This is a genomic window from Haloarchaeobius amylolyticus, assembly GCF_042678045.1.
In the GTDB taxonomy this organism is placed as follows: domain Archaea; phylum Halobacteriota; class Halobacteria; order Halobacteriales; family Natrialbaceae; genus Natrinema; species Natrinema amylolyticus_A.
Genome location: NZ_JBHUDI010000003.1, coordinates 223097 through 249124 on the forward strand (window position 1 = coordinate 223097; position 26028 = coordinate 249124).

At 63.8% G+C, this 26028-nt stretch carries 24 protein-coding genes and 1 pseudogene; 12 read left to right on the forward strand and 13 right to left on the reverse strand.

The window, feature by feature from the left end:
* Positions 1–71: 71 nt before the first annotated feature.
* From ACFR99_RS04875 to glpA, 5 genes are all read right to left on the reverse strand, one after another.
* Positions 72–2144, reverse strand: a complete 2073-nt coding sequence (locus ACFR99_RS04875; protein ID WP_390284906.1) for a hypothetical protein — start codon at positions 2142–2144, stop codon at positions 72–74.
* Between the two features lie 65 nt (positions 2145–2209).
* Positions 2210–3394 (reverse strand): AAA family ATPase, encoded by a 1185-nt coding sequence (locus ACFR99_RS04880; protein ID WP_390284908.1) that lies wholly within the window; start codon positions 3392–3394, stop codon positions 2210–2212.
* The gene (locus tag ACFR99_RS04885) at positions 3394–4728 is read right to left on the reverse strand and encodes an anaerobic glycerol-3-phosphate dehydrogenase subunit C (RefSeq protein WP_390284910.1); all 1335 of its coding nucleotides are present in this window, start codon (positions 4726–4728) and stop codon (positions 3394–3396) included. Before ACFR99_RS04885 ends, ACFR99_RS04880 begins: the two co-directional genes overlap by 1 nt.
* 88 nt (positions 4729–4816) lie before the next feature.
* Positions 4817–6103 carry a glycerol-3-phosphate dehydrogenase subunit GlpB gene (glpB, locus tag ACFR99_RS04890; RefSeq protein WP_390284912.1) on the reverse strand — a complete coding sequence of 429 codons (1287 nt, stop codon included), beginning with the start codon at positions 6101–6103 and terminating at the stop codon, positions 4817–4819.
* Positions 6104–7813: an anaerobic glycerol-3-phosphate dehydrogenase subunit GlpA gene (gene glpA / locus ACFR99_RS04895; RefSeq protein WP_390284914.1), complete on the reverse strand. Its 1710-nt coding sequence runs from the start codon at positions 7811–7813 to the stop codon at positions 6104–6106. It abuts the gene before it with no gap.
* Between the two features lie 301 nt (positions 7814–8114).
* Here glpA and glpK point away from each other — a divergent pair, with 301 nt between their 5' ends.
* From glpK to ACFR99_RS04915, 4 genes are all read left to right on the forward strand, one after another.
* Positions 8115–9656, forward strand: coding sequence for a glycerol kinase GlpK (gene glpK, locus ACFR99_RS04900; protein WP_390284916.1), 1542 nt, complete (start codon positions 8115–8117; stop codon positions 9654–9656).
* Positions 9657–9659: 3 nt separating this feature from the next.
* Complete coding sequence (locus ACFR99_RS04905; RefSeq protein ID WP_390284918.1) at positions 9660–10733, forward strand: DUF7973 family transport facilitator; 1074 nt, start codon at positions 9660–9662, stop codon at positions 10731–10733.
* Positions 10734–10926: 193 nt separating this feature from the next.
* On the forward strand, positions 10927–11430 hold the full coding sequence (locus ACFR99_RS04910) for a cupin domain-containing protein (RefSeq protein WP_390284920.1): 504 nt from the start codon (positions 10927–10929) through the stop codon (positions 11428–11430).
* A 38-nt stretch (positions 11431–11468) separates the two neighbouring features.
* Entirely contained in the window at positions 11469–12152 is a 684-nt protein-coding gene (locus ACFR99_RS04915) for an HAD-IIB family hydrolase (protein ID WP_390284922.1), read from the forward strand.
* Positions 12153–12239: 87 nt separating this feature from the next.
* On the opposite strand, the gene ACFR99_RS04920 is transcribed toward ACFR99_RS04915, so the two are convergent.
* Positions 12240–12605, reverse strand: a complete 366-nt coding sequence (locus tag ACFR99_RS04920; protein WP_390284924.1) for a hypothetical protein — start codon at positions 12603–12605, stop codon at positions 12240–12242.
* 235 nt (positions 12606–12840) lie between these two features.
* On the opposite strand from ACFR99_RS04920, the gene ACFR99_RS04925 reads away from it, so the two are divergent.
* The 4 genes from ACFR99_RS04925 to ACFR99_RS04940 all read left to right on the forward strand — a co-directional run bounded on the left by ACFR99_RS04925 (position 12841) and on the right by ACFR99_RS04940 (position 17766).
* Positions 12841–13836: a PhoU domain-containing protein gene (locus tag ACFR99_RS04925; RefSeq protein WP_390284926.1), complete on the forward strand. Its 996-nt coding sequence runs from the start codon at positions 12841–12843 to the stop codon at positions 13834–13836.
* Between the two features lie 94 nt (positions 13837–13930).
* On the forward strand, positions 13931–15205 hold the full coding sequence (locus ACFR99_RS04930; protein ID WP_390284928.1) for a Single-stranded DNA binding protein: 1275 nt from the start codon (positions 13931–13933) through the stop codon (positions 15203–15205).
* A complete protein-coding gene (locus ACFR99_RS04935) occupies positions 15202–16917 on the forward strand; it encodes a hypothetical protein (RefSeq protein WP_390284930.1) in 1716 nt (571 codons plus the stop codon). Before ACFR99_RS04930 ends, ACFR99_RS04935 begins: the two co-directional genes overlap by 4 nt.
* A 9-nt stretch (positions 16918–16926) precedes the next feature.
* Positions 16927–17766 carry a metallophosphoesterase gene (locus ACFR99_RS04940; protein WP_390284932.1) on the forward strand — a complete coding sequence of 280 codons (840 nt, stop codon included), beginning with the start codon at positions 16927–16929 and terminating at the stop codon, positions 17764–17766.
* Positions 17767–17790: 24 nt separating this feature from the next.
* Here ACFR99_RS04940 and ACFR99_RS04945 read toward each other — a convergent pair whose 3' ends face one another.
* The gene (locus tag ACFR99_RS04945) at positions 17791–18087 is read right to left on the reverse strand and encodes a hypothetical protein (RefSeq protein ID WP_390284934.1); all 297 of its coding nucleotides are present in this window, start codon (positions 18085–18087) and stop codon (positions 17791–17793) included.
* A gap of 167 nt (positions 18088–18254) precedes the next feature.
* Between ACFR99_RS04945 and ACFR99_RS04950 the strand changes: the two genes are divergently transcribed.
* Positions 18255–18488 carry a MarR family transcriptional regulator gene (locus ACFR99_RS04950; protein ID WP_390284936.1) on the forward strand — a complete coding sequence of 78 codons (234 nt, stop codon included), beginning with the start codon at positions 18255–18257 and terminating at the stop codon, positions 18486–18488.
* Between the two features lie 110 nt (positions 18489–18598).
* Here the strand turns inward: ACFR99_RS04950 and glnA are convergent, their stop codons facing one another.
* Positions 18599–19954, reverse strand: coding sequence for a type I glutamate--ammonia ligase (gene glnA, locus ACFR99_RS04955; RefSeq protein WP_390284938.1), 1356 nt, complete (start codon positions 19952–19954; stop codon positions 18599–18601).
* A gap of 418 nt (positions 19955–20372) precedes the next feature.
* Here glnA and ACFR99_RS04960 point away from each other — a divergent pair, with 418 nt between their 5' ends.
* Complete coding sequence (locus tag ACFR99_RS04960) at positions 20373–20510, forward strand: hypothetical protein (protein WP_011572435.1); 138 nt, start codon at positions 20373–20375, stop codon at positions 20508–20510.
* A pseudogene (locus tag ACFR99_RS04965) lies at positions 20507–21826 on the forward strand (IS200/IS605 family accessory protein TnpB-related protein). The gene ACFR99_RS04960 and the pseudogene ACFR99_RS04965 overlap by 4 nt, the downstream one beginning before the upstream one ends.
* Before the next feature lie 4 nt (positions 21827–21830).
* On the opposite strand, the gene ACFR99_RS04970 reads toward ACFR99_RS04965, so the two are convergent.
* On the reverse strand, positions 21831–22256 hold the full coding sequence (locus ACFR99_RS04970) for a DUF8106 domain-containing protein (protein WP_390284940.1): 426 nt from the start codon (positions 22254–22256) through the stop codon (positions 21831–21833).
* Positions 22257–22463: 207 nt separating this feature from the next.
* Here ACFR99_RS04970 and ACFR99_RS04975 point away from each other — a divergent pair, with 207 nt between their 5' ends.
* On the forward strand, positions 22464–22814 hold the full coding sequence (locus tag ACFR99_RS04975; RefSeq protein ID WP_390284942.1) for a thioredoxin family protein: 351 nt from the start codon (positions 22464–22466) through the stop codon (positions 22812–22814).
* A 168-nt stretch (positions 22815–22982) separates the two neighbouring features.
* On the opposite strand, the gene ACFR99_RS04980 is transcribed toward ACFR99_RS04975, so the two are convergent.
* From ACFR99_RS04980 to ACFR99_RS04995, 4 genes are all read right to left on the reverse strand, one after another.
* A complete protein-coding gene (locus tag ACFR99_RS04980; protein WP_390284944.1) occupies positions 22983–23315 on the reverse strand; it encodes a hypothetical protein in 333 nt (110 codons plus the stop codon).
* Positions 23316–23536: 221 nt separating this feature from the next.
* Positions 23537–23953 carry a hypothetical protein gene (locus tag ACFR99_RS04985; RefSeq protein ID WP_390284946.1) on the reverse strand — a complete coding sequence of 139 codons (417 nt, stop codon included), beginning with the start codon at positions 23951–23953 and terminating at the stop codon, positions 23537–23539.
* A gap of 268 nt (positions 23954–24221) precedes the next feature.
* Entirely contained in the window at positions 24222–24461 is a 240-nt protein-coding gene (locus tag ACFR99_RS04990; RefSeq protein ID WP_390284948.1) for a hypothetical protein, read from the reverse strand.
* A gap of 387 nt (positions 24462–24848) precedes the next feature.
* Positions 24849–25775, reverse strand: a complete 927-nt coding sequence (locus ACFR99_RS04995; RefSeq protein WP_390284950.1) for a PGF-CTERM sorting domain-containing protein — start codon at positions 25773–25775, stop codon at positions 24849–24851.
* Between the last annotated feature and the right edge of the window lie 253 nt (positions 25776–26028).

Consider the following 26028-nt stretch of genomic DNA (forward strand, 5'->3'; position numbering starts at 1 on the left):
ATCCGCTGGACCGTTCGCCTGCGATCAGAAACCGAACTGACAGTCGATCAGTAGGAACAGAGCGCTCTTTCTCACTCGAGCAGCGGCGTCCCGATGCCGTCGTTCCAGTGTAGCTCCGCCCCGGAGACGATGGGAAAATCGATCCAGGTCAGGTACTCCTGGAGTGTTGCCTCCTCGACCGGCGCGGTCGGCGTGTGTCCCGGAGTGAGATGGCAGTCGGAGACCGAGTCGAGCGACGATGCCGTGACGGTTCCCAGCGTAAACTCCTTTGTCGAGTACGACGTGACCGAGAAATCGAACGCGTCGTCGTCACGGGGGTCGACCTCGACGAGCATCGGCGCACAGCCGTCCGACTGGGCGATGTCGGTCGACCCGTCGCCGACGATGAGATACTGATCGCCGAGCATCGAGTTCTCGCGGGCGATCTCGAGTGCACCGCGGAGCGGGAAGCCGCGGTTGAGCAGTCTGGCCATGGTTTCGCCGGCCGTCACCGCCTGTTCGTTGATGACGTCGGCGTACGTGCTGACGCCGCCGAACGCACCCCGGCGGGTGAGTGCGAGCCCCTGTTCGTAGGAGCGACAGGCGTTCAGGAAGAAGACGCCCACGTCGACCGACTCGAGGGTGCGGACGTCGAGCTCGCCGTCGGGACAGCGCAGGCCGTCTTCGGTCGCGTGGCCGATGAAGTGAAAGAAGTCGTAGCCGCCGTCGGTCAGCAGGGCTGCCAGCCGATCGGTGTCGACGCCGAACTCCGAGTCGATCTCGAAGGGGAGATCCGACCGATTGCCGTAGCTGCCGTCGAGCAGGTCGTGTTCGTCCATCATGCGCGCATCGTTGCAGACGAGCAAGAGCTCGATCGACTCGACGGGCTCTCTGTGCTGGAGTTGGTTGCGGTAGGCCTCGAGCGTCGCTTTCGAGGCCTGCTGGGGAACGCCGTCCCCGAACCAAGCGTGCTCGACGGCCTCCCCGGTCACGGCGGGAACGACGAACTGCGGCTCGTTGGGTCCCGGCGTGGACGATCGCGCCGTCGTCGAGCGAACGAGCTGTGAGGTCGTCGACTCGGTGTTCGGAATCGACGCCAGCGTCCGACTCCGCGTGTCACGGACGATCCCGAGTTCGTTGACGATAAACGGGAGGAGCGTGGCGCTTTCCGGCTCGGCTGGAACGTGGGCCGTCAGCGGCCACCGCGGGATGTGTGGCTCGAGAACGTCGAACGGAACCTCGAGATAGCGCTCGAGCCGGTCGGCAAGCGGCAAGTCGTAGGTCGTCGCGACGTCGAAGGGGAGGTCGGCCTCGAGTGCCGACCGCTCGAGGAGGTCGTACTGGAAGACGCCCTCGGTTCGAACGAGGCAATCGAGGAAGAAAAACCGTTTCAGGAGGTCGGCGACCTCGTCTTCGAACGCACGGCCGGTCGAGAGCGGCTGCTCGAACCGGGGCGTCTCGAGGGCCGGTTCCTCGCCGGGCTGGATCGTCGCGCCGAGAAAAAACGCGAGCGGCGCGACCTGGTACAGCGACGAGTACTCCCGGGGAACGGTAACCGAGATGTCGCTGTCCGGCCGGTCGACGGTGTCAGGGATATCGAGCTGATTGCCGAGTTCGATCAGCGGCGGGTGGCCACGCAGCGTGGGCCACGTCCGTTCTGGCGAGGTGGTCTGCAGTGCGGACGGGAGCGCGGAGACGGCGTCCATCATCGAGTCGATATCGGGAGGGGTGGTGATCGTTCCCCGCGGTTGGTCGTGCAGCGATCTGGCACCGAGCTCGATCGTCGTCTCGCGATCGGTCGTGATCGTGATCGACGTCAGCCCGATGTCGATCGTCCCGGGTGCGTCGATGCGACAGTACAGTTTGATCGGACCACTCAATCCGACGAACTGGGGCCGATCCTCGAGCCGGCTCGTTTCGCTGGCGTCGAAACTCGCTTCCGTTCGCCCGGTTTCGTCGTGGACGGTGACGGAGTACAGCTGGTTGAACGCGAGTTCGTCGGTCTCGAGTCGACAGGTCCGATCGACCGGGAAACAAAACTGTGCCGGCTCGCTGGAATCGAACGACACGGAGCCAGGGGTCTCGATCTGCAGGCGGCGTTGCTCGATCGAGTCGGACACCTCGAGCCCGGTCGGGGCAGTCGTTTCCGCAAACGAGATCGTCATAGCTCAGCCGTTACTGAGTGCACCCTCTCGCCCCACGGTCAAAAAGAATTGTATCGGCCGGTCGGCTACACGCTGTCGTTCCCGTCGGCGGCCGGGATCGATGTCGCCGCGAGCGCTCGAAACGCGATCGTCGGAAACAGCGGCCTGACGGTACTCGGCTGACGGCCGCTGCCGCGATCAGGTGTCGAGAGCGGTACCCGGTCGATGACGCCACGATCCGCGAGTTCGTACAGAAACCGTTTGACCGTGCCGGCAGTCAGTGACGAGCGATCCGCGATCGCGGCCGCAATCTCTCGGATCGGGCGTTCGGCCGCATCGAGTTCGGTCAGCGTCAACAGCACCTGCTGACGGGTCTCCGAAAGTGCCAACGCACGGCCGACGTGGACGCCAGTGTCGGGTACGTCGGCCCGTGCGGTCTCGAGATGGCTGCGTTCGAGTCGATCCGCATCCGCCTCGCTCGCGAGAACGGCAGCCCCGAACAGGGCCGCGAGCGCGTCGTGGGCGTTTCCGTTCGCCCAGGCGGCCAGGTCACGCACGGCATCGTGATCGAGCGCGCCCGCCGCGAGTCCCGTCGAGGCGCGGTCGGTGATCACGTCGACGAGTTCGTGATCGCGATAGGCCGGTACGGTGACGGTCGTTCCGTCCCAGCCGTCGGGTTCGTGCTGGCCGACCGGGACGATCGTGACGTGTGCGTCGACCGGGGACAGGAGGTCGCGAGCGCGCCCGGCGTCGAGCGTCTCGGGTTCGTCGTGGTGGTCGACCGCGACGATCACGCGCCGATCGGGACGGTCGAGCCTGTCTCGCAGCCGCGTGCGCAACTCGTCGGTTCCGATGCCGCTCTCGGGGACCGGCTCGCTCGAGATCAACGACAGGACGGCCCGGTAAAACGAGAACGGGCTCTCGATACGACGGCCATCGACGGTCCCGAACCACGTGATCGGGCCGGCAGCCCCGGCCCGCGTCGTCGTGCCGATCGACCGCGTCGAGCCGCTGAACTGGTCGTTGAGTGAATCGAACAGGGCGGTTACGATCGCAGACGTGCCCGATCCTGGCGGGCCGACAACCGCGACCGGCGGTGGCAACTCACCGTCGAAGACCGGCTCGAGCGCATCGAGCAGTTGCTCCAGGACGGGACCGCGGCCCACCGGCTCTGGCCGGTGGACGACGGGACTGAGCGGGTCGCGGTCGACGACGACGTGCCCGCCCTGTCGCGCCGACCGCCGGCGAGCGATTCGCTCCTGTAACTCCATTACTGGGCGTCTGCCTCCGACGGCGTTCCGACGAGCGCTGCCTCGAGCACCTCGAGCGTGTGTGTGATCTCGTAGCCGGTCCCGTGTTCCATCTGCATCGAGCAAGTCGGACACTCCGTGAGCCCCGTGGTTGCCTCCGCGTCTTCCATATGCTCGAACATTTCTGCCCCGATTTTCATGGAGGTTTCGTAATTCTCCTCCTTCCAGCCGTACGTTCCGGAGATCCCCGAGCAGGAGTCGCCGACGTCGTGGGCCGCGACGCCGTCGATGGCGTCGAGCACTTCAACCGTCTGGCCGTCGAGTCCCTGATTCCGGGCGTGACACGGCGCGTGATACGCGAAGTCGTCGAACTCGTCGCCGACCGAGGTCCCCTCGAGTTCGGCCTCGAGGTCCTCGTGGACCCGGAGGTACTCGACGGCGTCCCAGGTGTTTGCGGCGACCGCTTCCGTGCCCTCGAAGTCGAACAGTTCGGGGTACTCCTGGCGGATCGACATCGAACACGAACTGCAGGAGGCGATGATGTCCGCGCCGTCTGCGAGAGCCGCGGCGAGTTCGCGGACGTTCGTCTCGGCCGATCGGCGTGCGTCCTCGAGCATGCCGTTCGCGAACATCGGCGTCCCCGAGCAGTGCTGGTCGGGGACCATGATCTCGTAACCGAAGTGTTCGTAGACCCGCACCAGCGCCTTCGCGACCTCGGGAGTGTTGTAGTTCGCGTAGCAGCCGTGGAAGTAGGCGATGCGCTTCTCGTCGTTTTCGACCTTCGCACCGCCTCTCGCCGTCCACCACTCCCGGAAGGTCTCGGTCGCGAACTCGGGGAACTCTCGTTCGCCCGTGATCCCAAGGACCTTTTCGCCGAGCCACTGCGTCGCCGAGAGCCCCATCACGAAGTTCGTCGTCCGCGGGAACATCGAGCCCAGCGGCGCGAGTCGGCGGTAGTTCGCGAGCATGCGGTTTCGCCAGTACTCCCGCGAGAACTTGCTCATGTTCTCTTCGACGTACTCGGCGCGGGCGGTGTTGTGCATCTGCGACAGCGGCACCTCCGAGGGGCAGGCACTATCGCAGCGCATGCAGTTCGAACACTTCATCACCGAGTCGTCGATGTCGTGGTCGTCCTGGCGCTTGAGCCGCCACTGTTCGGGGCCCTGGAACTTCGGGCCAGGGAACTCGTCGTCGACCTCCGCGACGGGGCAGTTGGTGTCGCAGGTCGAGCACTTGTAACAGTTGTCCGCCCCCGGTCGAAGGTCCATCTCCTCGGCCTCTGGAAAGACCTGAATGGGCTCGAAGTCGTCGTCTCCCGGTACGTGATCGTCGGTCGGCTGTTCTGCATCACTCATCGAATCACCTGAGTCGGTCGGTCGCTATCGGTCGCATCGCTCGTTCGTTCGTTTTCGCCCCTCGAGTCGCGCAGTTCGCCCGGTCTCGTCATCGTCCCGCCTCCGTCCCCGCGCGCTGGCCCGCGACGTAGCCCGTCGCAAGCGAGACGCCGCTGCCGGATTTCTCGGCGGCGAAGTCGTAGCCGCCCAGCACTGCTCCCGCTGCACGGAGATTTTCGAATTCGGGCTCGTCCCCGACGTCGAGCGGTCGGAGCTCGCGGTCGACAGGCAGGCCGAACCGCGCGTAGGGCTGGTCGCCGAAGACGTCGTCGACGAACCAGTCGTAGCGGTCCGCCGGATGGGGAACGTGACAGTCGAAGATCGGTTCGAACACCCGCTCGCGCTCCGATCGCACGCCTTTGCCGACCAGCCCGCCCGTCGCCAGTACGTACTCGTCGGCACGGTGGGGAATCTCGGTCCCGTTTCGGTCGACGACGACGTGATCGATTCGCCCGTCGGCTGCGGTCTCGTACTCGACCACCGGCACACCCGTCGTTACCCGGACGCCGGCGTCCTCGAGCGCTTCGTAGAGCATGTCCTCGAGTCGCAGCCCGGGCAGGCTCGGCGGCCCCATCGGGACCTCGAAGACGTCGACGCCGAGTCGATCCGCGAGGTCGGCCCTGACCGCGTCGGCGTGGTCGTCGCCGAGGATCGCGGGGAAGCCGACGCGGGTCTCGTCCTCGAGCTGGGACCGAACGATGTCAGCGAGGGCTTCGCGGGCAGTCGTCTCGCCTGCTGCCGTCTCCACGGCTTCGTCGTGGTCGAGCAGGTGTGCGTATCGCGTGACCTTCGCGTCGTCTCGGACGATGCCGGGGAACCGGACCGTGATCCCGCGGGCCGCAAAGGGTGCGCCGGCGGCCTCGAGATGCGCGGCCGCAAGCGGTGCCTCAAAGTCCGGCAGCGTCTCGAAGCCGACGAGCAGGGTATCGCGGTCGTCGCTCGCGACCCCGGCGGCGGTCGATGTCGGGTATCTGGCGGTCGGCTTGACCGTCCCGCCGTGGGTTGGGACGAGTGCGTTCGCGTCCGTATGGTCACCGTCGTATGCATCGCCCGCGATCTCGTCGAAAAACGAGAGCCCCTCGCGGACCGCCTCGCTCCCCACGCGCTCGTAGGGGTGGCCCTCGGGGAGGTCGGCGAGCGCTGCGAACGGGTCCACGATCGGGCCCTCACCCGCCGGCGTGTAGCCGAGGATATCGATCAAGCCGCTGGCGTGGCGCAGCGTGCTTTGTTTGTGCGAAACGAGTCGCACCTGCGCGCCTTCGTCTGCCGCGGCGAGTGCAGCAGTTGCGCCTGCGAGTCCACCGCCGATGACGAGGACGTCGTCTTCGATCGCCATCTAGCGGCCCCCCTGAAGACCGTCGATCCGGTCTTCTTCGGCGCGGCCGTCGTCGAAGGCCGCGAAATCGACGCTCGATGTCGTGCTCGCTGGATCGCGGTCCCGGTTCATCGTCGTCGCGTGCAGTGCGTAGTTGAGCATCGCTTGCGAGAGCTGTTCGCCCCACAGCGCGTGGCGCTCCCCTTTCCAGCGTTCCTGAAAGACCTCGTCGAGCGCCTCGCGAACCGTCTCCTCGTCGTATTCGGGGTGGAGTTCGTTGGCCATCGGTTGACAGCAAAAGCCGCCCTGGCAGTTCCCCATCGAGGCTCGCGTCCGGATGCGAACCGCGTTCAGGTCCGTCCCGGACTGGGCGATGGCGTCGTTGATCTCCGCGCGCGTGACGCCCTCACACTGGCAGATCACCGGGTTCGGCTCGTCGGTCTCGAGCACCTCGCGGGTCCGACTGCCCAGCCGCTGTCTGCTGCGGCGGGCTACCGGCGAGCGCAGGCCGAAGTCGTCCATGCCGGCCTCGAGCGTTGCGATGTTCTCGCTGCCGGGTAGTGGTTCGTCGGCGGTCGTACAGGTGGCGGTCACGCCCAGTTTCTCGCAGACGTGATCCGAGATCTTCTCCGCCATCATCCGATAGGTGGTGAACTTGCCGCCGACGATGCTGGACATGCCCGCGACGCCGTCGCGGTCGGCGTGATCGAGCAGGAAGAAGTCCCGGGTAATGTCGGTCGGGTCCTGTGTGCCGGTGCCCGGCGGCTCGTAGAGCGGCCGGACGCCCCAGAACGAGCGGATGGTTCGGGCCTCCGTGAGGATCGGCACCAGTTCCGAGAGGGTGTCGATCATCTGGTCGACCTCCCACCGTTCTTCGGGATAGTCGTCCGGATCGTCGACCTCCTCGTCGGTCGTCCCGAGGATGGCGGTCGTCTCGTGGGGGACGATGATGTCGGCGTCACCTTTCGGATGGCAGCGGTTGATGACGGTGTCGACTTGCCGGACGTTCATGATCGTCATCACGCCCTTGGAAGGCCGGACCGCGATCTCGAGGTCGGCCATCGCACCGATCTGGCCGGCCCACGCGCCGGTCGCGTTGACGACGTACTCGGCGGTGATTTCCTCGGTGGTCCCGGGCGTGGCATGCGTGCGTTTCCCGGGGCCCGAGTCGTGGCGGACCTCGACCCCGTAAATGTCGTCGCCGTCGCGCAGGAGGTCGATCACCTCGGCGTGGGTCTCGACGCGCGCGCCGTGGGTCTCGGCGTCGATCGCGTTCGCGACGCAGAGTCGGAAGGGGTCGACCGCGCCGTCGGGGACCTCGATCGCCCGTTTGATATCGTCCGCGAGGTAGGGTTCGACCTCGCGGGCTTCCGCCCCCGAGAGCACGCGCGCAGGGATTCCACACTCCCGACAGCCCTGGAGTTTCTCCTGGAAGTAGTCGTCCGAGTCCTCGGGTCGCTGGACGAACAGGCCGCCGGTCTCCTCGACGCAGTGGCCGGCGATCTCCCGAAGGACCTCGTTTTCCTCGATACACTCCGTCGCGCTGGCCTGGTCGGAGACGGCGTATCGCCCGCCGCTGTGTAACAGACCGTGCATCCGACCGGTCGTTCCGTCTGTGAGGTTGCCTCGTTCGACGAGTGTGACATCGAGGCCGCGCATCGCCAGGTCGCGGGCGATACCACAGCCGGTCGAGCCGCCGCCGAGGACGAGAACCTCTGTGTCACGAGCCATTCCTTGACAAGCCTCTACGGACAGCCACACCTTTATTTTATCGACAGCCCCCACAACGCCCATAACAATTGATCGTCAGCGGGACTATCGCTCTGTGGAACGGATTTCGATCACCTGGCCCCGAACACTCTCTAAGCTTGAAATCACGCGTGTCCACAGGCTAGAGGCGCCAATCTCGTTCACCCGAACTTATGATAGGTGGATTATGGGTTTGGTAACGTTTATAATGATTGTAGGATTTGTTTACTGGTAGCACGCGGTCACCAGTAAAGACATCGCGTGAGAGTGTGGGAGATTACCTATGACAGCCAACACATACGTCGGTGCGGTAGACCAGGGGACGACTGGCACCCGCTTTATCGTGTTCGATCACGAGGGGCAGGTCGTCGCGAACGCCTACGAGAAACACGAACAGATCTATCCAGAACCCGGCTGGGTCGAGCACGACCCGATCGAGATCTGGGAGAACACCAAAGCCGTCATCAGACAGGCCCTCGGCCAGGCGGGTATCAGTCCCGACCAACTCGAGGCCATCGGGGTAACCAACCAGCGAGAGACGACGCTGCTGTGGGACGCCGACACCGGCAACCCCGTCCACAACGCCATCGTCTGGCAAGACCGTCGGACGACCGACCGCGTCGAAGCCCTCGAGGAAAACGGAATGGTCGAGATCATCCGTGACAAGACCGGTCTCGAGGCCGATGCCTACTTCTCGGCGACGAAAGCCGAGTGGCTGCTCGACAACGCTGATCCGATCAAACTCGAGCGCTCCCGGCCCGAGGATATCCGCGACCGGGCAGAGCATGGAGAGGTCCTGTTCGGGACGATCGATACGTGGTTGATCTACAACCTCACGGGCAACCACATCACCGAAGTCACGAACGCCTCGCGGACGATGCTTTACAACATCCATGACCTCGAATGGGACGACGACCTGCTTTCTGAGTTTTCGATTCCCGAAGCGATGCTTCCCGAGGTTCGTCCCTCGAGCGACGACGCCACCTACGGGACGACCGACCGCGACGGCTTTCTCGAGGCTGAGGTCCCGGTCGCGGGCGCGCTCGGCGACCAGCAGGCGGCCCTGTTCGGCCAGACCTGTTTCGACGCCGGCGACGCGAAGAACACCTACGGCACCGGCTCGTTTTTCCTGATGAACACCGGCAACGAGGCTGTCGAATCCGACCACGGCCTGTTGACGACGGTCGGCTTCCAGCGCTCGGGCGAGGACGTCCAGTACGCACTCGAGGGGTCGATCTTCGTCACCGGCGCGGCGATCGAGTGGCTCGAGGACATGTCGCTGATCGACAACCCTGCCCAGACGGCGGAACTCGCTCGCAGCGTCGACACGACCGATGGCGTCTACGTCGTGCCCGCCTTCACCGGATTGGGAGCGCCCCACTGGGACCAGCGCGCACGCGGCACCATCGTCGGGATGACGCGGGGCACCCGCAAAGAACACGTCGTCCGCGCGACCCTCGAGTCGATCGCCTACCAGACCCGCGACGTCGCGGAGGCGATGGAGGCCGACTCGGGCATCGAGATGACGTCACTGAAAGTCGACGGCGGCGCGGTCAAGAACAACTTCCTCTGTCAACTCCAGTCGGACATCATCGGTTCGAAGATCGTCCGCCCGGTGGTCGACGAGACGACGGCACTGGGGTCGGCCTACGCCGCCGGCCTCGCGGTCGGCTACTGGAGCGACCTCGACGAACTGCGGAGCAACTGGCAGGTCGACGCCGAGTTCGAATCCGAAATGAAGCCAGCTGAGGCCGACCGGCGCTACGACCGCTGGAGCGACGCCGTCGACCGATCACTCGACTGGGCACGGGACAGCGAGGAATAATCTATGCATCCACCGCTCCTCCAGCTCCCGATCATCGGTATGGAGACCGACGCGTTCGTCCTCCTGCTCATCGCCGCCCTCGCCGGCGGTGCGTTCGGTGCGGCACTCGGCGCGCTGCCGTCGTTCATCTTTACGGGATTCGTCGTCTTCCTCGGCGAAGGTATCGCGATTCTCCAGCGCGAAGTCGGTGCGGTCGAGGGCATCCCGGCTAGTGAACTCGGTGCTGGCATCACCGGAACGATCGGCTTCGGTGCCGTGACCGGTCCCCACATCGCCTTCGCTGGCGGTGTCGCCGCGACGGCCTACGCCGGCAGGCGGTATCCCGAGATGGAACCCGCCGGCTGGGACTACCACTTCGGAAAGAACATCCTGTACGCGTTCGGCACCAAACCTGACATCCTCGCGGTCGGGGCGATCTTCGGCGCAATCGGGATGCTCATCACCCAGGTCATGACCGGGATCGGGTTCCCGACGGACAACATTGCGCTCTCCGTCGTGGCAACGGCGTTCCTGGCGCGACTCGCCTTTGGCTACCCGCTCGTGGGCAAAGTCGGTGGCTCGAGTATCCTCGACATGTCGCCGTTCGAGCGCGAGGAAAAACGCATGGCGACCGACGGCGGCACTGAGACCGAGCGGCTGGCGACCGAGCCGTGGCTCCCCCACCAGTACAAGTGGCCCGGCGTGGCGACTATCGGCATCGTCGGCGGGATCCTCGGGGGCTACATCTGGCTCGAGACCGGGAGCATCTTCCTGGGCTATGCGATCTCCGCGATCAGCCTGCTGTTTCTCAATCTCGGCGTCGAGAAGATTCCGGTTACCCACCACATCACGCTCCTGGGCGCGGTGGGTGCGATCATCGCGATGCCGGCTATCGGGAGCGAACCCGTCGCGTTGCTCGTTGCCGGTGTGTTCGGCGCGATCAGCGGGCTCCTCGCCGAGGTGACACAGCGGATCTTCTACTCGCATTCCGGGACGCACGTTGACCCGCCGGCGATGGCGATCGCGATCTTCATGTTCGTGCTCGGCGTGCTCTATCTGGCTGGCCTCCTCCCCAACGCGGGCTATCTTGGACTCTGACCGCCGTGTACACACCATCCGGTGGTCTGTTTTTGGAGGGTCTGTCGGATGGTCCGACACACGGTACTGTTGTCGCCCACAGCAAGTGATCGAGTGATCGGTTTATGCTCGGCAGCCCGACCACCGCGTCGTCGTCCCTCCCTGAGCCACCGTCACTACTAGTTTATTCTCCCATGTGATGTGCTATCTAGGTATGGGTACACAGACAAGTCCAGAATCGACGCCGACTGTGATGAGTGCGACCGATGGGAAGGCGCTGTGGTCCGTCGGTGTGCTGATGGTCTTCAAGGCCGATGCCGGGCTGACAGACGGTGCGTTCACCCTGCTCGAGCACACCGCCCCTGCCGGGTACGAAACGCCGTACCACGTCCACCACGGCGAGGATGAACTGTTCTACGTCCTCGACGGTGCGATCGACTGCTACTACGGCGATGACGGCGAGAACGTGAGCCGAGTCGGTCCGGGAGAGACGGTTTTCCTCCCTCGAGACGTCCCCCACGGATTCCGTGTCGTGAGCGATGATGCCTGTCGGATGCTCGTACAGGTGACGCCGGCAGGCCTCGAGGAGCTCTTCAGGGAGGTCGGTACGCCGGCGAAACGACTGGAGACGCCGCCGCAAGCCGAACCGGACGTGGCGGCACTGACCGGAGCCGCCGCAGAGTATCAACTCGACATCCTCGGGCCGCTTCCGGATTGAACCGACCGCTTTAGGTCACCCAACCTTGAGTCACGGGTATGACCGCCGATCCACCGCTCGTGCTCGACGTCGACGGCACCCTGACCCGTCCCGAGGGATGGGGTATCGATCCCCGCGTCTTCGATCCGCTCCGCGAGTGGGATGCACCCGTCGTGATCGCCACCGGGAAGGCCTTTCCCTATCCCGTCGCCCTCTGTCACTTCATCGGGATTCCCGAGCTCGTCGTCGCCGAAAACGGCGGTGTCGTCTACACCGGCGACGACGTCTTCTTCACCGCCGACCGCGAGGCTGCCCAGGCCGTCACCGAGGAGTACCGGGCCGCGGGCTACGATCTCGGCTGGGGCGAGGAAGACACCGTCAACCGCTGGCGCGAAACCGAGATTGCTGTCAACTTGGACCAACCACTCGAGCCACTGCGTGAAATCGCCGCGCGTCACGGCCTCGAGGTCATCGACACCGGATACGCCTACCACGTCAAGGATACCGACCCGAACAAGGGCGCAGGACTCGAGCGGATCGCCGAGCACATCAATATCGACCTCAAGGAGTGCGTCGCCGTCGGCGATTCGGTCAACGATGTCTCGACGTTCGAGGCCGTCGGTCGCGGGTTCGCCGTCGCCAACGCCGACGAGATGGCGAAAGCGGCCGCCGACGAGGTTCTCGACGAGATCCACGCCGATGGGACGCTCGCGGTGCTCGAGCGGGTTCGCGGGACGCGCTGATCGGTTCAGACGCGAAAGATACCAGTCCCGGGAAATCACCTGGAACGAGCCAGGCGCGACAGGTCAAAGAAACGCGGTCGCTCGAGTTTAGCTTCCGCCGCCGTTCGAGTCACCGTCCGCTGACGTGTCGGTGACCTCGTCGGTCTCCTCTTCTGCAGACGACTGGACATCGTCCATGTCGAGGGGGGAGCCGAGTTTGTCCTCGTCGACCGCTTGCTCGAGGGTCCCCTTATCGGCCACCGCGCCCAGTCCTTGCTCTTTGACCGCGGACTGGATTGTCCCGGCGTCGATCGCTGAGTCGACGGTCCCGTCGTTCGTCGACGATTTCAGGGCCCGTCGAACGATCAGATATCCTGCCAGCGCCGCCCCGCCCGAGGCGACCGCGCCCGGAATCCCGTAGCGTTTGTAGCCGAACGTGACCGCCTTCTTGCCGATCGTGTACGCTCCAATCATGTCCTGTTGTTCGGCTGGATCCCGGAAGAGGGCGCGGCTTTCGTACGGAAGGAGACGGATAGTAACGACCTGCCCAATCTATATAGTATCCCGATATGAACGAGAGTTAGACGTGTGAGACAGATACGGCATCGAAAGGCGCTTCTACCGATCCGTTTCCTCGAGCGGTGCGTACTGACTGGCGACACTCTATAGATTTGCCCATATTTATGTTCGAGCGGTCGAATCCCCGTACATGGAGACGCGCAAGGTTCAGGTCACGGGCGGGTCGACCTACACCGTCTCGCTGCCGAAGACGTGGGCGACCGAAAACGACGTCGGCGCCGGCACGACTGTCGAGTTTTACCCCGAAGACGACGCACTGTTGCTGACGCCTCAGAGCGACACCGAACGCCAGGAAGGCACCCTCGACATCTCCCAGCTCGAGGGCGAGCGCCTGACGCGGGCCGTGATGACGATGTACGTCAGCGGCTTCGATATCATCAGACTCGAGGCGGGCCGAATCACGACTGACCAGCGCCGGGCGATTCGCAGCGCGACGCAGGGGCTGGTCGGCGTCGAAGTGTTAGAGGAGACGACCGACAGCGTGGTCATTCAGGACCTGCTCGATTCCTCGGAGCTGTCGATCGTCAACGCGGTCACGCGGATGCGCCTGATCTCCCAGTCGATGCTCGAGGATGCCGTCCGGGCGTTGATCGAGAACGACGACGACATCGCACACGACGTCATCGAGCGCGACGACGACGTCGACCGACTCTGGCTCGTCGTTTCGCGGATCTTCCGGGCAACGCTTCGCTCCCCGCGGGCGGCCGAGGAACTCGGCGTTCCCCGCGAGGACTGTTTCGACCTCCACTCGAGTGCCCGCCAGCTCGAACGCGTCGCCGACCACGCCGCCAAGATCAGCAACCTCGCGCTCAAACTCGATGAGATCCCCGCGGACGTCGCCGCGGCGCTCGAGGAACTGCAAACGGACGCGTCGATGATTCTGGAGAAAGCGATGGACGCGCTGTTCGCCGAGGCGGCCGACGAGGCGAACCGGCTCGGCCACGACGCCCGCGAGGCCGTCCTCGAGATCGACCAACATACGCGCCAGATCGACGATATGCTCCGGGATCTCGATCCGGTGCAGGCCCAGTCGCTGGGATTGATCGTCGACTCGCTGTCCCGAAGTGCCGACTACGGTGGCAATATCGCCGAGACGGCGCTGCAGAAGGCCGCACCGCGGCCCTGACGTCTGCAGCGCGATTTCACACCGCCAGCTCGGCGCCGTTCACTTTCACCCTCCTGCGGGAACGCTTTTTAAGCCCCACTCCGAAAGGCAAACGATGGAACTCGACGACCGTGCCGAGGATCTCGCCTCCGACCTCGGTGTCGACAAAGAGGAGGTCAAAGCTGACCTGCAGAACTTAGTGGAGTACAGCGTTCCGATCGACGAGGCAGTCCAGAGCCTCCGACGGAAGTACGGCGATGGATCCAGTGGCGGTGGTGGGACACCATCGTCGAAAGACGTTGCGGAGATCACGCCCGACGATAGTTCGGTCACCGTCACTGGCGTCGTCTTGACGGCCGGCAAGCGGTCGATCCGCTATCAGGGCACCGACCACGTCATCGTCGAAGGCCGGCTGGCTGACGAGACCGGCGTCATCGACTACACCGCGTGGGAGGACTTCGGCCTCTCGCCGGGCGATACGATCACCGCGGGCAACGCAGGCGTCCGCGAGTGGGACGGCGAGCCCGAACTCAACCTCGGCGAGAGTACCTCGCTTTCCTTCCTCGAGGAGTCGCTCGCCGTCCCCTACGAGATCGGCGGCGACGCCCAGCTGGCCGACCTGCAGACGGGCGACCGCGCCGTCACTATCGAGGTCTCCGTCCTCGAATGCGAGCGCAAGACGATCGACGGCCGCGACGGCGAGACGGACATTCTGAGCGGCGTCTTCGGCGACGAAAGCGGCCGGCTTCCGTTTACGAACTGGGACCCAGCCCCCGAAATCGAGGAGGGTGGCTCGGTTCGTATCGAGAACGCCTACGTCCAGGAGTTCCGCGGTGTCCCCGAAGTCAACGTCTCCGAGTTCTCGACGGTCACCACACTCGAGCGTGAGATCGACGTCGGCAGCGACACTGCGACGATGGATATCGGTGAGGCCGTCGCAACCGGCGGGGTCTACGACGTCGAAGTCGTTGGCAACTTGCTGGCGGTCCGTGACGGCTCCGGCCTGATCCAGCGCTGTCCGGAGTGTTACCGGGTCATCCAGAAAGGGCAGTGTCGAACCCACGGTGACGTCGACGGCATCGACGACATGCGCGTCAAGGCGATCCTCGACGACGGCACCGGTGCCGTCACGGTCGTCCTCGACGACGAGTTGACCGAGCGGGTGTACGGTGGGACCCTCGAGGACGCCTTAGAACAGGCCCGCGAGGCGATGGATCAGGAGGTCGTCGCCGATACGATCCGCGATCGCATCGTCGGCCGCGAGTACCGCGTGCGTGGACACCTTTCGGTCGACGAATACGGCGCGAACCTCGATGCCGAGACGTTCGAAGAGAGCGACGACGATCCGGCCGCACGTGCGACGGCCTTCCTCGAGGAGGTGGACGCATGAGCGCGAACGGCAACGAGAACGGCGACGAGATCCCTGGAAGGGAGATCGCCTATCGGCTCTTCGCGGCCGAGTACGACGATGCCTCGCTGTCCTATGCCGAAAGCGACGAAGAACGCGCGCCGAACTACGTGATTACGCCGACCGGCGCGCGGCTCAACCGCGTGTTCGTCGTCGGGACGCTCACCGAGGTCACGTCGGTCAACGACGAGATGGTCCGTGCCCGCGTCGTGGATCCCACCGGTGCGTTCGTCGTCTACGCCGGCCAGTACCAGCCCGACGAACTGGCCTTCCTCGAGGGAGCCGAGCCCCCTGCCTTCGTCGCGGTGACGGGCAAAGCTCGGACATTCCAGCCCGACGATTCGGATCAGGTCTACACCTCGATCCGCCCCGAGAGCATCGCGGCGGTCGACGCCGACACCCGTGATCGCTGGGTCGTCAGCGCGGCCGAACGAACGCTCGAGCGTATCGGCAACTACGCCGCAGCGACCGAACTGGACGGTCAGGGCGATGCCCTGACTGACGCTCTCCGCGATGCTGGCGTCGAAGCCGGTCTCGCGGCGGGGATCCCGCTCGCACAGGACCACTACGGCACGACGCCGTCGTACCTCGCGGCGCTGCGCGACTGTGCGCTCGAGGCGGTCGAAGTCGTCGCGGGCGAGCGCGATCAGGTGAGCGGCCTCGATCTCACCCCTGACGCGACGAGCCCGGACTTCGACGCGACGGCTGCGTCGCTTGCCGACCTCGCCGATCTCGAGCTCGACGCGCTCGAGGCCAGCGTCGAACCCGAGCCTGAACCCGGCGCTGCGCCCGACGAACAGTCGACGGAGCCGGTTGCGGCGACAGCCGGCGGTGACACAGCGAACGCAGGCTCCGGTTCCGCGGCCGGCACGGCGACGAGTACGCCGTCGGAGACGGCAGAGCTCGACGACGATCTCGAGACGGAGACAGCCGAAATCGACCACGAAACCGAGACGGTCGACGCCGACCTCGAGACGGAGACAGCCGAAATCGACCACGAAACCGAGACGGTCGACGCCGACCTCGAGGCAGATATCGACGATACCGCCGAGCCGGAAACCGAGTCCGAGCCGGCAGCCAGTGAGCCAGCGGCGATCGATGCCGCAGCCGATGCCGACACGCTCGAGACCGAGGACGAGGACGACACGACGGACGACCTCGGCGACTTCGACGCTGGCGACGTCGACGACGGGATGTACGAGATGGACGAGGAGGAACGCGAACAGCTCGAAGCAGAGTTCGGCGCGGAGTTTACGACCGGCAGCGAGGTCGACGACCCCGGCGAGGCCGATATCGAGGTGCCCGACCCAGACGAGGGCGACGACGCGCTCGCGGGAGAATCGGCAGAGGACGCCACCGAACAGGACAGCGATCTCGGCGCACCGCCCGAGTCCGGACTCGAGGCAGCGGCGTCCGACGAATCGGAACCGGCGACCGAAGAACCGGAACCCGACGCGGACACCGACGGCGCTGCAAGCGACGACGAGCCGGCCGCCGACGTCGACCTCGAGGACTACGTCGTCGAGACGATGGAGAAACTCGACGACGGCGACGGTGCCAACCGAACCGCGGTGATCGAGACGGTCGCCGACGACACCGGCGTCTCCCCCGACGAGGTCGAAGACGCGATCCAAGACGCGCTGATGGGCGGCCAGTGTTACGAACCCGACGACGAGACGCTGAAAGCGATCTGATCGGCCGCGATGCGAGATGATCCGAACCGTCCCAGCCCCGGGGGCACGTCGCCGTCGGCACACGTCGAGCCAGTCCCCGGCGAACCCGCCGCCACTGCCACGATAGTAGGCGAGCGGCTGCTCCTCATCGCCGACTACCACGCCGGCTACGAGGCCGGTTTGCGATACGAACGCGGCGTCGAGGTACCAAGCCACGCGCCCGACCGCCGGGAGCGACTGCTGGCGCTGTGTGAGCGCACCCAGCCCGATCGGCTGGTGGTTCTCGGTGACCTCATGCATTCGATCGGCGATCCGGGCGGGGCCGAACGCGGCGAACTCGAGGTGCTGTTCGAATCGTTCTCGGCCGACCTCGCAGTGACGGTCGTCAAGGGAAACCACGACGGTCGCATCGAAACCTGGCTCGAGGATAGCCACGACATCGACGCGACGGTCGACATCGTCTCCGGCAGGGGAATCGCCTTCAGCGACATCGGCGTCTGTCACGGCCACACGTGGCCCGATCCGGCAGTCCTCGAGCGCGACGTGGTCTGTCTGGGCCACGAACACCCCTGCGTGCGGCTCACGGACGAAGTCGGCGGGAGCCGCGCCGAACGCGCGTGGCTTCGCGGCCGGCTCGCGCCCGCGCCGTTTCGCGAGCGGTCCGACTACGAGGGCGTGTCGTGGCTCGAGCATGCCGACGAATCGCCGCCACGCGTCGTAGTGATGCCGGCGTTCAACGACCTCGTCGGCGGGACGTGGATCAACGTGGCCGGCCAGTCGTTTCTCTCGCCGTTTCTCCCCGACGGGCTGACCGACGGTGAGGCCTATCTGCTCGATGGGACACGACTCGGGCCGTACGAGTCGGTCTGATGGCGCGTCGGTGAGCGAACCCGGTTACTGTTGTACCGTTTTCGATCGGATCTCGTCGCCCTCGCGCCACTGATAATAGTAGTACTCGGTCCCGGCGATCTCCGTCACCGAGACCGTCGCCCGTTCCGGGACGCCGTCGGGATACGTCTCCGGGTCGGCCGCGTCCGTACTGTCGTGTTGGTCCTTCCATGCGGCCAGCTTCTCGAGGTAGTCGCTTACGGCACGCAACGTCGCGGCGTCGTGTGCCGTGAGCTCGTCGCGTGTCGCCTCGCTGATGTCGCTCAGTTCCGGCGGCGGCGTCGGTCGCTCGTCCGGGGCCATAGCTGGCGTTGAGATCGGCGGACCCCTAAAACGTCGCTTTTGTGCTGCACTCGTCTCTCCTGAGGCGAATGTGACACGTTGTCTCGTCACATTTAGTATCCTAATAGTCACTAGTACCCCAACTACGTGTAGATTTATATACGTGAACGTGGCCCCTTCTGCCGACAATGACGTCACAAACACACCGCCCTGCGACGCAGATCGGTCCGGTTCCGGACGACCTCGAGTCAGCCCGCGCCAAACTCGTCTACATTTATCTCGAGGCGAGCGGCGGGGCCACGGCCGACGAACTCGGCGAGTTCCTGTCGATGAAGCAGATCAACATCCTGAGCGTGCTGAACTCGCTGTCGAGTAGCGGCTACGTCGAGCAGTCAGGATCGGAGTACGTCGTCGCGAACTGATCGTCGGGGCGTAGCGTGGGAGATGCGGAGGTCGTCGCTCGTTCTGTCGTCGTGTCGTCACCACTCCTCGTGAGACGTATCTCCGCTCGAGGCCAAAACCGCGGTCGGTCTCAGAAGGTCTCGAGGTAGCGGTCGAGTTCCCACTGGGAGACGTCGACGAGGTACTCCTCGAATTCCTGGCGTTTGGCCTCGACGAACTTGGAGCCGACGTGGTCTCCGAGTGCGTTGTAGATGACCTCGTCGTCTTCGAGCGCGTCGACGGCTTCGCCGAGGTTGCTCGGCAGCGTCTCGATGCCGTACTCCTCGCGCTTCTGTTCGTCGAACTCGTAGATGTTCTCGCGAACCGGGTCGGGACACTCGAGGCCCTGCTCGATGCCGTCGAGACCGGCGTGGATCATGACGGCAAGTGCGAGGTAGGGGTTACACGACGGGTCGGGCGAGCGCAGTTCGACGCGCGAGGCGGCAGGGACGCGGGCTGCAGGCTTGCGGATCAGTGCCGAGCGGTTGCGGTCGGACCAGGCGACGTAGACGGGTGCTTCGTAGCCCGGCACCAGCCGCTTGTAGCTGTTCACGGTGGGGTTCGCGACCGCCGTGATCGCCGGTGCGTGCTCTAAGATGCCGGCGATGAAGGCGTGAGCGGTCTCCGAGAGATCGAACTCGTCGTCCCCGTCGTGGAAGGCATTCTCGCCGTCTTCGGTGAACAGCGAGAGGTGGGTGTGCATGCCCGAGCCGTTGATCTTCGGGATCGGTTTGGGCATGAACGTCGCGTGCTGGTCGTGCTGGGCGGCGATCGCGCGGACGACCGTGCGGAAGGTACCGACGTTGTCGGCCGTCGTCAGCGCGTCGTCGTATTCGAAGTTGATCTCGTGTTGGCCGCGGGCGACCTCGTGATGGCTGGCTTCGATCTCGAAGCCCATGTCCTCGAGGCCGTAGATGATATCCCGGCGGACGTCGGAGGCGAGGTCTTTCGGCGCGAGGTCGAAGTAGCCGCCGTAGTCGCCAGTTTCTGTCGTCGCACGGCCCTCCTCGTCTTCTTCGAAGAGGAAGAACTCCGGTTCGGGCGCGGCGTTGACCGTATAGCCCATCTCGTCGGCGCGCTCTAAGGCGTTTTTGAGGACGCGACGCGGGTCACCTTCGAAGGGTTCACCTGTCGAGGTGTCGATGACGTCACAGATCATGCGAGCCGACGCGCCATCCTCGCGGTTTTGCCACGGGAGGATGGCAAACGTATCGGGATCAGGCTTGAGCCGCATGTCAGACTCCTGAATGCGAACGAAGCCTTCGATCGAGGAGCCGTCGAAGTAAATCCCCTCAGTAAACGCCTTCTCGGCCTGTCGCGCCGGGACAGAGACGTTCTTGACCGTCCCCAGAATGTCGGTAAACTGCAACCGAAGGAAGTCGATGTCTTTCTCTTCGATCTCGTCTAGCACGTCCGTTTCTGCAGCGGTGAGGTTTCCGTTCGTCATCTTCTACTCGAGTCAAACAATGGATTCTACTATTAAAGCTCTACTGTTGTGGGCGAATATACGTAAATCGACTAAAAAGTGGCCGTACGTAGTTTATAATATGGTATAGTCAAAGTATGGTTGACAGCGGCCGAAAAACATCGTCGAAACTGGATGATCGTGTAGTACTCTGTCGGAGAGGTGGTGTATCGGTCACTCACCGCCGCTCAGAGCGAACTTCGAGCGGCGGATTTCGGCGCCGGTCACCATCGTCCTAACTGGAATTCAGTGACTACTATCTTTAAGTAGCGAGAGAATCCCGCCGTTCACGGCGGGCGTGAATCACGTCACTCAACTTCGCAATCCACGTGCGACAGCACTCCGAATACCCCACGCCAATACGAACTTTTAACGTACGAGGAAACGTACTGAAAAACGGATGCGAGTTGACATCGCCATCGAACGTGGAAGCGACCTCCACGAACGAGTGAAAGAGTACTCCCGTGAGAACGGTCTGCGAATGGACTTCGCCTACGCCGAACTCGTGGAACAAGGCCTCGACGCTACCGAAGAATGAGTGAGGAGTGCAAGACGCTCGAAGCGTATCTTGCCCCACCCACTCAGCACAAACAGCGCAAGCTCCACGACGAAAACGAGCGATACGAGACTCTCCTACGCGAGAGTTTCAACGGCGAGTGCGACACGATGAGTGCCGTCAATGAGGTCGTCAGCGGCGAAGACCTCAACTGGCACTCGAAAAACGCACTCAAACAGTACGTCCCAAACCTCCTCGACGAAGACACGTATGATGCGAAGCAACTCGCAGACGACCACCCAATCCGCTACGCCAACACCGCAGCCGTCTTTGACCATGATGAAGACCGCCACCACTCCATTTGATGGGAGGTACCACTCCCCGGTCGCGGGACGAACTTCTGGATTCCGCTCCAGTTGAACCCGGAACAAGAAGACTGGTGGAACGCACTCATCGACGAAGACGACGAGAGCGTGTGGGCGGGTGAAATCCGCCTGCAACGCGACGGCAGTCGGTGGGTGTTGCACGTCACTGCGAACTACGAAGTCAAATCAGACCACTCGTGTTCGTGTGACAGTGACGACGTGACGCCCGTCGGGTTCGATGTGGGCGAGTCGAAACTCTTGGTGGGCTGTGCCCTCCGAGACAACACGCCCGTTGACCCGTTGTTCGTGGATGGTGGTCGCGTCCGACACCTCCGACAGAAACAAGCCTCTACTGAAGACCGGCTGAAACAGCGGTACGCCTCGAACCTCGTGGACGACCTCGTGTGGGGCCGGTGGCAAGACGCCATCGAAGACGAAGTAGAGAAAGCCTCCACACGGGCCGTCAAATACGCTTCCCAATTCGAGAACCCGGTCATCGTCCTCGAATACCTCGACGGTATCACGGACGAAGACATCGGGAAGTACTGGAATCGACGGCTCGGTAAATGGCTGTTCTCCCGATTACAGTCACGCATCGAGGACAAAGCTGCGGAGCGCGGGATTCCTGTGGAATACGTGTATCCGCACTACACGTCGAAGACGTGCCATGCGTGCCAGCACATCGGGTACAGGCCCCATCAGGGAACGTTCCGATGTACGAATGAGGTGTGTTGGGTGTCGGAGTATCAAGCGGACTTGAACGCAGCAGCGAACATAGTCAATCGGCTAAATCCGTGGGGAGAGAGCCTGCCAGTGAAATCGGCAGGCAATGACTCGCCACGGTGTGGGGGTCAGTGGCAGGCCCGCCAAGACACGTCATCGACCGAGGAACTCCCGTCCGAGAGGCGGGCTTCCGATGACAAGGTTTCGTCTAGCTCACCAGCAGTGGGAGCGGGGACAGAGCCGGAGACCGGTGACACGTACACGTCTTGAAACCTCAATCCAGCGCTTCGCTGGTATTCCACCTGCGGTGGAAGCCCCGGCGTTCACGCCGGGTGAGGATGTCACAGCGCTGTGAGCGGGACCGCGAGCCGGCGGCTGCGAGTTCGGTCAGTGCCGTCAGACTCGAGAGACCGACTGCGATCGACGCCCGCCAGGCGCTCGCCGAGGCGTGAACTGTGTGCTGCCACGCGATGAACGGCCCCGACATCGCGCTCGCACGGGATGGTGCGGGCTCGGTCGATCGCGGACGCGTGGTAATCGTGGTTTCGCATTCGGGGCAGACGTATGCGAGCGACCGCTTCCGTGGTTGCAACTGCCAGTCGCCGTCGACGGGACTCGAGTGCTCACATTCCCAGCAGAACAGCGTCGCTTTCCGCCGGGTCGATGTTGCGTCATCGTGGTCAGTTGCGGACGGAATCATCGAAGGTGGATAGCGTAGCCAGGCATAAAGGTAGGGCCGTTGCGTAGTGCACATACGAGTCGGTTGTCGTGAATATTCACTACGAGACCAGCACTCGATCTGAAGCGTGGATTGGAACATCGTGCGATACGATCATAGCAGCTATTACTGGGCTCGTCACCGCTGCTTGGCGTCACAAGTATCCGTGGGGGGCCCGTACTCGTCTCTATGTCCACACCCACTAAGCCACGCCAACTCGAGACCGGCGACGAACTCGACGAGTTCGTCGAGACACACGACGTTGCACTCGTCGAGTTTTATACCAGCGGGTGTGCGATGTGTCAGGCGATGGAACCGGTACTGGGTAACGTCGCGCGTGCAACGGACGTCGCGATCGGGATGATCAATCCCCGCGATGACGCCGACCTCGTCGGCCGCTTCAACGTTCAGTCGGTACCACTGTTGATCCTATTCGAGGACGGAACTGAAACTGCGCGACTGGCGGACGGATTCCAGGGCGGTGACGCCGTCACCGAGTTCCTGTCGGCGAACGTTCCGGACACCGTCGACGCGAGCTAACGGTACTGCTCGGAAGTCTCACTCTCTCGGTGGGCGTCCTCAGACGGCGCTGGATTCGCAAGAACACAGCACGAGACGGTAGCACAAACGCCTTCGGAGATCTCTGCCCGCAGGGCAACTGTGACGGTCGCTCTCGTGTTCGTGTGTCGAATATTTCTCCGGTCTCACTCACTCGTCAGGCTCGAGTTCGCTTGGATCGAGCTCGCCGTCGAGATACTGTTCGCCCAGGTCGGACACTTCGTAGACGCCGGTAATGGGATTGTTCAGGAGGCCATATTTAGTCAGCTCTCGACACCGGTAGGCGCCGAAGTTGCCCGGACAGAGTCCGGCCTCGTCGAGCTGGGCGGGTTCGAAGGCGTCTTCGGACTGCAGGAACTCGAGGATCGGTTTGTCTACGGGCTCCATCCACTCGGCGTCCGTTTCCTGCTCCGCTTCGGTCTCGGATTCGGTCTCGGTCTCGGCTGCCGGTTCGTCCGAAGCGTCGGTCGTGGACTCGTCCATAGAGTACCTATCCATCTCCTCGGAGGAATGTGTTTCTGAAACAGCCGCGGTCAGAGCACGGGAACCACCGCCACGAAGCGGGCACCACCACCGACAGTCACTGCACAGCCGAACGGCAAGCCGTCGATCGATGTGGCTCTCAGCTTAGTTGGGGCGGGGAGGGACCACGGCCGGTCCGTCTCCCCGTGTAGCGATGGCGAGTGGCGGCGCGGCACTGGCACCTACTGTGTCGATGCAGCGTAATCGACGTGCACGTTCGGGGTCGTCGCCGGTTCCTGACCCGTAATGCCGCGGTCGACGAACGTGACATCGGTCAGGTCGCCGGTAAATCGGAACGTCACCGTTCCAGACTCGATCGTCCCTTCGACGGTGGTACCCGAGCGGACGGCTACGTCCGCTACCGAATCGTCTGCGGTGGGTTCGATCGCTCCGTCGACGGTCAGTTCGAAACTCGAGGGTGCCCCCTGCCCGATAATCGTCAGCGCGCTGGGCCAGTCGCCTGCGCGGGCCTCCGACGGCCGTCTCGTTGCCGCGATCGTCGCGGGCGGGCGGGTACTGCTCGATGTACCGTTTTGGTCCCCGAAGTCACTACGGTCACGACTCTCGTCGCGACCGTCCGTTCCGTTCGTCTGTGCCATATAGTGAACACAATCGAGTATAGACGTATAGATCTCCCTATTGAACTAACGATATCTTTTGGTGAAATATAACTACTCGAGCGGAACAACGGCGGAATTTTGCGCGAACCTGTCGGATCCCGATCCTGGGACCGGCGTCACGGACTCGCCCGGGTGGGAATCGACACGACCGAGAGCGAGTATCAGGTGGCCGTGTCGCGATAGTAACAACTGAAACGATTTACACACTGATCGCACAGCACTCGTGCGGTCAGGTGTGTATTGATGTTCAGTGGCTACTATCGCCGTCGTCCTCGAGAAGGCCGAGGTCGCTAGCGGCGAGATCCGCGATCCGATCGGCGATGTCGGGATCGACTGCGGCGACGTCGTCACCGTCGTGGAGTTGCTCGTTGTGCCGGTCGATCGCGTCGGCCACGTCGGCCAGTGGGATGCGGGAGGTCGTCTCGCAGGCAGGGCAGACGATCGGGACGCGCGGGCCGTCCTCGTCCGCGTCGGTCGTGTTCGCCATTTGGCGAGTGTCTCGCGCCGATCGTCAAAACTGAATTGATTCGACGCTCGCGGGTCGACTGTAGCATCGAGACGTTGCTCTCCCGAACCAGCCACCTCAATGGCATGACAGGTCATGTGATACTTATAATCTCGTGTGCCGACCAATTTCGTCGCTCTCTGGTGATTTCGGCCAGCAGTATTATAGTGATCCGATCGAATCATCAGGTAGACGGGGGTACGACAGTCTGTTGGTGGGATATCCTGCCTGATCCGTTCGCCCCGTCACCGCATGCGAGGAGCTCCATGGTTCCCGGCTACAGCTGTGTAGCCGTTCCCTGTCTTTCGTTCCAGTACCGCACTCGTGAGTGAGCCGTCACAGCGCCTCGAGCCGGCTGGGAGTCCGGCGTTAGCTGCGATAGCGTGCGAGGACGGCAACTGACAGTGCAACGATGGCCGTGAGCACGCCGAATCCGGGCATCATATCGTCCGTGCTGGATGGCTCATCGTCGTCGTCGGTCGTCTGTGACTCGGTCGACTCGGTCGAGTTCGACTCGGTGGGATCGAACCGCTCGTCAGCCGGCGCATCGAGTTGCAAGACGACGACGGCCTGCGCGTGCGTTGCGTTCTCGGCCGCGTTGTAGGTCCAGCCACCGCCCGCTTCGTCGTACGGTTCCGCGGCGTCGATCGGATCGATATCCGTATCCCAGCCGTCTCCCTCGGGGACCTGCTGGATGTAGCCGACGACGTCGATCCGGTCGGCGTACTCGCCGCTGAGCTGGGCTTCGCCGTACGTGAGCGTCGCGTCCTCAGGGTTGCCGTGGAGTTCGATACAGTGCGAGTCCATGTAGCCGTCCCCCTGTGCGACGTCCGGACTCGTCCCGAACTGGTCGCCGTCGAGCGGGAACTCGTGGTGTTCGTTCATCGGAAACTCGACGGTCATCGGATCGGCCTCGGAGTGCCACGTCGTCGCACCGCCGGTCGGGATCGTCACCGTCGTGTTCGGTACCGACTCACCGATGACCGGATCGCCGTTCTCGTTGAGCAACGTGACGCAGATCTTCCCGGAACCATCACCGAGGTACGGGCTTCGATACTCGTCGCGCGGGTTCTCGTAGCTGACCCAGCTTCCGTCGTCGGCTGCTGCCTCGAAGTACGGATCGCCCGGCTCCGGCGCAGGTTGGCGGTACGCTTCCTCCGACACCGTTTCGTTCCCATCAGGCGGGGCACCGACAGCCCCCGTCGCAGCGAGCCCGACGATTACGGCCAGCCCAACTCCGAGTGCGAGCAGTCGTCGGCTGGCGGAGATTCCTCGAGGCCCATCTACTCCCGCCATGGTCACGCCTCGTCTCCAGCGATACCTGCCGCGAAATCGATCACACAACTGTTCGACCGCGCTGACTGTCTGAATGTCACACGGGTCATCGAACTGACGTACCTGATACCCTATTCTATATATGAGTGTGCTACCTCGCAGGTAGACGGCTGCTACCGACAGTAGAGGGCAGTTAAACGACGAGCTCAGAGAGATCAGCGCTCGACGAGCGAACGCGGTGTTCTCACCACGGACGGGTGCAACACGATGGGAC

Bases quoted from the DNA above. Each gene is read 5' to 3' on its own strand.
- ACFR99_RS04875 (WP_390284906.1), bottom strand. From the start codon at position 2,144: ATGACGATCTCGTTTGCGGAAACGACTGCCCCGACCGGGCTCGAGGTG.
- ACFR99_RS04880 (WP_390284908.1), bottom strand. From the start codon at position 3,394: ATGGAGTTACAGGAGCGAATCGCTCGCCGGCGGTCGGCGCGACAGGGC.
- ACFR99_RS04885 (WP_390284910.1), bottom strand. From the start codon at position 4,728: ATGAGTGATGCAGAACAGCCGACCGACGATCACGTACCGGGAGACGAC.
- glpB (WP_390284912.1), bottom strand. From the start codon at position 6,103: ATGGCGATCGAAGACGACGTCCTCGTCATCGGCGGTGGACTCGCAGGC.
- glpA (WP_390284914.1), bottom strand. From the start codon at position 7,813: ATGGCTCGTGACACAGAGGTTCTCGTCCTCGGCGGCGGCTCGACCGGC.
- glpK (WP_390284916.1), top strand. From the start codon at position 8,115: ATGACAGCCAACACATACGTCGGTGCGGTAGACCAGGGGACGACTGGC.
- ACFR99_RS04905 (WP_390284918.1), top strand. From the start codon at position 9,660: ATGCATCCACCGCTCCTCCAGCTCCCGATCATCGGTATGGAGACCGAC.
- ACFR99_RS04910 (WP_390284920.1), top strand. From the start codon at position 10,927: ATGGGTACACAGACAAGTCCAGAATCGACGCCGACTGTGATGAGTGCG.
- ACFR99_RS04915 (WP_390284922.1), top strand. From the start codon at position 11,469: ATGACCGCCGATCCACCGCTCGTGCTCGACGTCGACGGCACCCTGACC.
- ACFR99_RS04920 (WP_390284924.1), bottom strand. From the start codon at position 12,605: ATGATTGGAGCGTACACGATCGGCAAGAAGGCGGTCACGTTCGGCTAC.
- ACFR99_RS04925 (WP_390284926.1), top strand. From the start codon at position 12,841: ATGGAGACGCGCAAGGTTCAGGTCACGGGCGGGTCGACCTACACCGTC.
- ACFR99_RS04930 (WP_390284928.1), top strand. From the start codon at position 13,931: ATGGAACTCGACGACCGTGCCGAGGATCTCGCCTCCGACCTCGGTGTC.
- ACFR99_RS04935 (WP_390284930.1), top strand. From the start codon at position 15,202: ATGAGCGCGAACGGCAACGAGAACGGCGACGAGATCCCTGGAAGGGAG.
- ACFR99_RS04940 (WP_390284932.1), top strand. From the start codon at position 16,927: ATGCGAGATGATCCGAACCGTCCCAGCCCCGGGGGCACGTCGCCGTCG.
- ACFR99_RS04945 (WP_390284934.1), bottom strand. From the start codon at position 18,087: ATGGCCCCGGACGAGCGACCGACGCCGCCGCCGGAACTGAGCGACATC.
- ACFR99_RS04950 (WP_390284936.1), top strand. From the start codon at position 18,255: ATGACGTCACAAACACACCGCCCTGCGACGCAGATCGGTCCGGTTCCG.
- glnA (WP_390284938.1), bottom strand. From the start codon at position 19,954: ATGACGAACGGAAACCTCACCGCTGCAGAAACGGACGTGCTAGACGAG.
- ACFR99_RS04960 (WP_011572435.1), top strand. From the start codon at position 20,373: ATGCGAGTTGACATCGCCATCGAACGTGGAAGCGACCTCCACGAACGA.
- ACFR99_RS04970 (WP_390284940.1), bottom strand. From the start codon at position 22,256: ATGATTCCGTCCGCAACTGACCACGATGACGCAACATCGACCCGGCGG.
- ACFR99_RS04975 (WP_390284942.1), top strand. From the start codon at position 22,464: ATGTCCACACCCACTAAGCCACGCCAACTCGAGACCGGCGACGAACTC.
- ACFR99_RS04980 (WP_390284944.1), bottom strand. From the start codon at position 23,315: ATGGACGAGTCCACGACCGACGCTTCGGACGAACCGGCAGCCGAGACC.
- ACFR99_RS04985 (WP_390284946.1), bottom strand. From the start codon at position 23,953: ATGGCACAGACGAACGGAACGGACGGTCGCGACGAGAGTCGTGACCGT.
- ACFR99_RS04990 (WP_390284948.1), bottom strand. From the start codon at position 24,461: ATGGCGAACACGACCGACGCGGACGAGGACGGCCCGCGCGTCCCGATC.
- ACFR99_RS04995 (WP_390284950.1), bottom strand. From the start codon at position 25,775: ATGGCGGGAGTAGATGGGCCTCGAGGAATCTCCGCCAGCCGACGACTG.